Genomic DNA, 3,810 nt, shown 5'->3' on the forward strand with positions numbered 1-3,810 from the left:
ACCATAGGAAACACCCAGCAGGGCAAAACCAATAAGAATAAAGGCATTCTGCATGCTCGCTGAGCCATTCATCAGCATCGGTGAAAACAGTGCAAAGATCCCGATCAAGACAGCCATCACACCAACAGTGGTGCGTTTACCAACGCGACTGGCGATGATGCCGGAAAAAATCGTGGCAATAATGCCAATTACTGCGCCGAATATCTGAATTTGAAGCACGTCATCGATAACCTGCGACTGATTGAATGAAATCCAGGACAGCGGAAAAATTGTGACAATGTGGAACAAGGCGTAGCTTGCGAGTGCGGCGAAAGCACCGAGGAAAATGTTTGGTCCTTCCTTGTCTAGCATCTCGCGGGTGCTGATGGGTTCCAGTGCGCTCTCTTCGAGCGCAAAGGTGTATTCTTCGGTCAACACCAGACGCAGACGGGCAAACAGGGCGACCACATTGATAGCGAAGGCGACGAAGAATGGATAGCGCCAGGCCCACGCTTGAAAGTCTTCAGGGCTCACGCTGAGAATTAGGTACAAGAACAGCATGTTTGCCAGCAGAAAGCCGATGGGTGCGCCGAGTTGGCCAAACATGGTGTACCAATTGCGTTTGGCTTTGGGAGCATTCAATGCGAGCAGGGTGGGTAGACCGTCCCAGGAACCTCCGAGGGCAAAGCCTTGCAAAATGCGGAACATGGCGAGCAGAAAAATGGCTGTGCCGCCGATGCTGTGATAGCCAGGAAGAAAGGCAACACCGACCGTTGCCGTACCGAGCAAGAATAGCGACGCGGTAAGTTTAACGCTGCGTCCCCAGCGTCTCTGTATGCTCATGAACAGCGCAGTGCCGAAGGGACGCGATACGAATGCCATGGCGAAAATGGCAAAGCCATAAAGCATACCGTTGAGGTTGTCGGTGAACGGAAAGAACACCTGCGGAAAAACCAGAACGCATGCAATACCGAAAACGAAGAAATCGAAGTGCTCAGATGCGCGACCAATAATGACGCCCACGGCGATTTCCGCCGGGGCAACCGGAGAGTGTCCGGCGGGAGTTTGCATGTCGGCTTCAGTATGTGTAGTAGTGGCCATGATTAGGCGAATTTCCGATCAAGTAATTCAGGACAAGCACAGATTACCGGTTTTGATCTGCGCCAACCATAGGACAAATTGTCCAATTCTTTCGTTCTGACAAATCGCGTAGAGTTTCCGACCGTTTTCACTAGCTGGATATACGTGTGGCGATGTCTGTTTCCAGATGCTTGATTAAAGCCCTGTTTTTGGTGGCCTTTTCGGTGTTTCTCACCGGGTGTAACTGGGTTGTCATGTCCCCTTCTGGCGACATTGCGGCCCAGCAGGCAGACCTGATCGTATGGGCAACCATCCTTATGTTGATCATTGTGATACCGGTGATCGCGCTCACTTTCTTCTTTGCCTGGCGCTATCGAGCTTCTAATACCAAGGCTACCTATAAGCCTGACTGGGATCACTCCACTCATCTTGAACTGGTCATTTGGGCCGCACCGCTGGCGATTATTATCGCCCTTGGTGCCATGACCTGGGTGAGTACGCATCAGCTGGACCCCTATCGTCCACTGTCGCGCATTGATGAGGGAAAGCCGATTCCGGAGGGCGTCGAGCCGCTGGAAGTGCAGGTGGTTGCTATGGATTGGAAGTGGTTGTTCTTTTACCCGGAGTACGATATCGCTGTGGTCAATGAATTGGCTGCACCATTGGATCGGCCGATCAAGTTCAAAATTACCGCAACCACCATGATGAATTCATTCTATATTCCCGCGCTGGCTGGCCAGATTTATGCGATGGGCGGAATGGAAACCAAACTGCACGCGGTCATAAACGAACCCGGCGTTTTTGACGGTTTTTCGGCTAACTATTCTGGTGCCGGTTTCAATGGTATGCGGTTTAAATTCCATGGAATGACCGAGGCGGATTTCGACGCCTGGCGGGACAAAGTCAAGCGTGAAGGCCAACCTATGACACGGCCGATCTACAAGCAGCTGGCGCTGCCGAGCGAGTATGAGCCAGTGCGCTACTACCGTACTGTGATGCCCGGTTTGTACGACAAAATTCTGAATCGGTGTGTGGAACCCGGCACGCTTTGTATGAAGGACATGATGAAGAGTCATACACAGCACGCCGCTCATAAGCTCGATGCAGGAGAGCATTATGCGCATTGATTCGGTCTTCAGTAATTTTCCTGTAACCCTAGCTGTTATCCAGCTTTCCGATTCACCCGTAGAGCGCATGCGCGCCGGTAGTTCTCATGTCTGAACAGTTCGACCTAACCAAGTTGATTTTTGGCCGACTCAGTCTGGAGTCCATTCCGTATCACGATCCCATTATCATCGCGACCTTTCTGATGGTGGCGGTAGGTGGCATAGCGCTGTTGGTCGCTGTTACGCGGGCCAAGTTATGGGGTTACCTGTGGCGGGAATGGTTTACCAGTATCGATCACAAGCGCATCGGGGTTATGTATATGATCCTGGGTGTGGTAATGATGCTGCGCGGTTTTGCCGATGCCATCATGATGCGTATTCAGCAGGCGATCGCGTTTGGTGATTCGATGGGTTATCTACCGCCGGATCATTATGATCAGATTTTTACCGCCCACGGCGTCATCATGATCTTCTTTGTGGCGATGCCATTTGTTGTCGGGCTGATGAACTACATTGTGCCACTGCAGATTGGAGCGCGCGATGTCGCCTTTCCGTTTCTGAATAATTTCAGTTTTTGGATGACGGCGTCAGGTGCAGTTCTAATCATGATGTCACTGTTTGTGGGGGAGTTTGCCAAATCTGGCTGGCTCGCCTATCCGCCACTTACCGGAATAATGCAAAGCCCGGGCGTGGGGGTAGACTATTATATATGGGCGCTTCAGATTGCCGGCGTGGGTACGCTGCTATCTGGCGTCAACTTTGTGGTGACGATTGTCAAAATGCGGGCGCCGGGCATGAGCTTGATGAAAATGCCCATTTTCACCTGGACCGCACTGTGTACTAACATTCTGATCGTGGCGGCGTTCCCGATCTTGACTGCGGTGCTTACGCTGCTGTCGCTCGATCGCTATCTTGATATGAATTTCTTCACCAACGATCTTGGCGGCAATGCCATGATGTACGTTAATCTGATCTGGATCTGGGGTCACCCGGAAGTGTACATCCTGATCCTGCCGCTGTTTGGTGTGTTTTCTGAAATTGTGGCTACCTACAGCGGCAAGCGTCTGTTTGGATATTCGTCGATGGTATACGCCACCGTGGTTATCACCATACTGTCTTATCTGGTATGGCTGCACCACTTCTTCACCATGGGCTCAGGCGCTACCGTTAACAGTTTCTTCGGCATCACCACCATGATTATCTCGATACCCACCGGTGCCAAGGTATTTAACTGGCTATTTACTATGTACCGCGGTCGCATTCGTTTTGATGTGCCGATGTTGTGGACGGTCGGCTTTATGGTGACCTTTGTCATTGGCGGCATGACGGGTGTGTTACTCGCTGTGCCACCGGCTGATTTTGTGCTGCACAATAGTTTGTTCCTTATTGCACACTTTCATAATGTCATAATCGGCGGTGTACTGTTTGGCGTTTTTGCCGCTATTGCATACTGGTACCCGAAAATGACCGGTTACAAGCTGGATGAGTTCTGGGGCAAGATGTCGTTCTGGTTCTGGCTGGTTGGTTTCTATTTGGCCTTCATGCCGCTGTATGTGCTGGGCTTGATGGGGGTAACCCGTCGCATGAGTCACTTTGATGACCCCTCGTTGCAGATCTGGTTCCAGATTGCACTGTTGGGTGCCAT

3 protein-coding genes are annotated in these 3,810 nt (G+C 51.4%); 2 read left to right on the top strand and 1 reads right to left on the bottom strand.

All coding sequences use genetic code 11. From position 1 onward, the window contains the following. On the bottom strand, nt 1-1,080 hold a 1,080-nt coding region (locus ABYP39_RS17915; RefSeq protein WP_372783965.1), incomplete at its 3' end, for an MFS transporter. 152 nt (nt 1,081-1,232) lie between these two features. Here ABYP39_RS17915 and cyoA point away from each other — a divergent pair. Both cyoA and ABYP39_RS17925 read left to right on the top strand, forming a co-directional pair. Further along, nucleotides 1,233-2,186 carry a ubiquinol oxidase subunit II gene (gene cyoA / locus ABYP39_RS17920; protein ID WP_372748145.1) on the top strand — a complete coding sequence of 318 codons (954 nt, stop codon included), beginning with the start codon at nt 1,233-1,235 and terminating at the stop codon, nt 2,184-2,186. 86 nt (nt 2,187-2,272) lie between these two features. Beyond that, nucleotides 2,273-3,810: cbb3-type cytochrome c oxidase subunit I (locus ABYP39_RS17925; protein ID WP_372783967.1), on the top strand; the 1,538-nt coding region annotated here is incomplete at its 3' end.

The organism is Litorivivens sp. (assembly GCF_041625495.1).
Lineage (GTDB): Bacteria > Pseudomonadota > Gammaproteobacteria > Pseudomonadales > Spongiibacteraceae > Litorivivens.

Bases quoted from the DNA above. Each gene is read 5' to 3' on its own strand.
- cyoA (WP_372748145.1), top strand. From the start codon at position 1,233: ATGTCTGTTTCCAGATGCTTGATTAAAGCCCTGTTTTTGGTGGCCTTT.